General features: G+C 58.8%; 3 protein-coding genes. All 3 read right to left on the reverse strand.

What is annotated here, in order from left to right:
- Positions 1 to 59: 59 nt before the first annotated feature.
- Positions 60 to 1,613 carry an ABC transporter permease gene (locus B347_RS0101360; protein ID WP_019407930.1) on the reverse strand — a complete coding sequence of 518 codons (1,554 nt, stop codon included), beginning with the start codon at positions 1,611 to 1,613 and terminating at the stop codon, positions 60 to 62.
- Positions 1,613 to 2,635, reverse strand: a complete 1,023-nt coding sequence (locus B347_RS0101365; RefSeq protein ID WP_019407931.1) for an iron ABC transporter substrate-binding protein — start codon at positions 2,633 to 2,635, stop codon at positions 1,613 to 1,615. Before B347_RS0101365 ends, B347_RS0101360 begins: the two co-directional genes overlap by 1 nt.
- Positions 2,636 to 2,739: 104 nt before the next feature.
- On the reverse strand, positions 2,740 to 2,923 hold a 184-nt coding region (locus B347_RS26815), incomplete at its 5' end, for a hypothetical protein (RefSeq protein WP_237719091.1).

Here is a 2,923-nt window from a genome sequence, read left to right on the forward strand (position 1 = left end):
CAGGTGCTGAGACCGAGTTGTTTGTATCGCGAGCAAGCCCGCTCCCACAGATAGTTTTTTCAGCGGCTCAAATACATCCGCGTCGTCAGCAAATACACCGGCAGCCCCGACACTAAAATGAGCAGCGCCGCATAAGGTGCCGCCGCCGCAAACTCGATGTTGGAGGTGTGCGACCACACCTGTGTGGCCAGGGTGTTAAGCCCGGTTGGGCTCAGCAGCAAGGTCGCGGTCAGTTCCTTCATGGCGTCCAGAAACACCAGAGCGAAGGCCGCCCCCAGTGCTGGGAAGATAATCGGCAGCGTCACCCGGCAAAATGCCGAGAACGACGAAGCGCCTAACGTTCGAGCCGCCTCTTCCAGCTGCGGGGCGGCCTTGTTCAGTGCTGTGCGGATCGGGGCCTGTGCCAGCGGCAAAAACAGCAGCGCATAGGCGATCAGCAGTAAGGCTGAAGTCTGATACAGCGCAGGCACGTAATGCAGCGAGAAGTACACCAGCGCCAACGCAATCACCAGTCCAGGCAGTGCGTGCAGCAGGTAGGGCAGGCGTTCGGCCCAGATCGCCAGTTGGCCTTTGTAGCGGACCACCAGCAACCCCACCGGCACCGCCAGCACCAAACACAGCGCCGCGCCGCCCAACGACAAAGCCAGCGACGAGAACAGCGCCTCGCCAATCGCCGCCATCGGGAAGGCCGCCGAGCTGCCTTTGATCAGCCAGTACACCAGCATGCCCAGCGGGATACCGCTGCCAATCACCGACAGCAGCAGGCAATACACTTGCCCCAACAGCGACCACTTGCCCAGCCGTACCTGCTCGGCGCGTCTGGCAGCCCCTTGGCCGATGCGAATGTGTCGGCCTTTGCCGCGTACTTTCAGCTCCAGCCATAGCAGGCTCAGGCACATTACCAGCAGCACGGCCGACAGCATCGCGGCATTGGCGTTGCTGAATTCCAGCTCAAATTGCTGGTAGATCGCGGTGGTGAAGGTTTGCAGGCCGATGATCGACAACGCGCCAAACTCCACCAGCATGTGCAAGGCAATCAGCAGTGAGCCGGCCAGCAACGAAGGCCAGAGCAGCGGCAGGGTTATTTTGAAAAATACCCCCCAGCGATTTTGGCCCAAGGTGCGGGCTGATTCTTCAAGGGCTGGGTCGAGGTTGCGCAAGGTGGCTGCGACCGGCAAAAAAATCAGCGGGTACTTGGACAGACTCATCACCAGAATCGCCCCGCCCAGACCCTCAAAGCTGGCGCTGAGCGAGACCCAAGTAAAGCTGCTGACGAACGCGGGTACAGCAAACGGCAGGCACAGAATCACGCCCCACAGGCGTCTGCCCGGCAAGTTGCTGCGTTCCAGCAACCAGGCCAGCGACAGCCCGACCAGTGCGCAGGTCACGGTAACGCCGACCATCAGCAGCAACGTGTTGCGCATTAGCCCAAACACGTAGGGTCGCCAGAGCAGGCTCAGTGCTTGCGCCCACCCGGCTTGCCAGGCTTTGGTGCCCACATACAGCAGTGGCAGCAGGCTAAGGCCGACCAGCAATAGCACGGGCAGCAAGAGCCAGATCGACGGCCTTTTGCGTTTCAAGGTGTAGCGCGCGGGGTGGGCAGCAGAGAGCATCAGAGCAGGCCGGTTTCGCGTTCGAGGTCCAGCGCTTCTTCAGCGTTGCCCAAGTCGGCTGGCGTGATCTTAGGTGCTTGCAACTCATCAAACGGCTTGAGACCGCGTTCCGAGACCATGCCTTTGCGCATCGGGTATTCGGCGGTGGTATTGGTGATTACCCGCTGACCTTCTTCGCTGGCCATGTAGGCGAGCAACTGTTGGGCTTCTTTAGGGTGTTTGCTGGCCTTGATCACGCCTGCGCTAGACACGGTGATCAAGCCGCCCGCATCGCCATCGGTGAAGTAGTGCAGTTTGGAGTCCAGTTCGCCTTTTTCTTTTTTCAGGGCAAACCAGTAATAGTTGTTCACCAGCACCGTGGCGACTTCGCCGTTTTCCACCGCTTTGAGCGCAACCATGTTGTTGGTGTAGGTCTTGCCGAAGGCGCGCAGGCCGGTCAGCCATTCTTCTGCGGCGTCACGCCCATGTAATTTGATGATGGCGACCGCTTGTTCCTGAAACGCACCGCTGGTCGGTACGAAACCGACTTTGCCTTGCCACTCGGGGCCTGCGAAATCCAGCACCGACTTAGGCAGGTCTTCTTCCTTGATCAGTTTTGGATTGAATGCCACGACGCGGGTGCGCGCGGTGACGCCGATCCATGTGCCATTGGCGGCCACGTATTCCTTAGGCAGTGCTTGCAGGGTGCTGTCGTCAGCCTTGGCTAGAAAGCCTTGCTCGCCGAGATTGTTCAGCGGTGGCGATTCTTCGGCGTAGAACACATCGGCGGGCGATCGGTCGCCTTCTTCCATGATCTGGCTGGCCAGTTGGTTGCTGCTGCCTTTGCGCACGTTGACGTGGATGCCGGTCTTGGCTTCAAAGGCGGCGGCGAGGTTGTCGCCGACTTCTTTGTGTTGGCCGTTATACAGCGTCAGGGTGACAGGGTCGGCAGCGTAGGCGGGGGCGGTCAGTGCTAGACCGAGAATGGAAAGAGTCAGACCGCGCAGTAGGGATGTCGCAAGCCGGGTATTTCGGAGCATCATTCGCTGGGTTCCTCACTTGGGTGCTACAAAACTTGAAACAATAATAAACGATATTGTTTCTCAAGTGCGCTTGACAGCAAGAGCGATGGTCGTAAATAGAGTTGTTAAACGAAGGGGCGAGGCCTTTGCGAGGCCCGAAAATGCAAAAACCCGCTTTCGCGGGTTTTTGTGTGGTTATACAGAGTGAATCTGTAAACCTGAATTGGTGCCCAGAAGAAGACTCGAACTTCCACGGCCTTGCGGCCACCAGCACCTGAAGCTGGCGTGTCTACCAATTTCACCATCTGG

It is taken from the genome of Pseudomonas psychrophila HA-4, assembly GCF_000282975.1.
In the GTDB taxonomy this organism is placed as follows: domain Bacteria; phylum Pseudomonadota; class Gammaproteobacteria; order Pseudomonadales; family Pseudomonadaceae; genus Aquipseudomonas; species Aquipseudomonas psychrophila_A.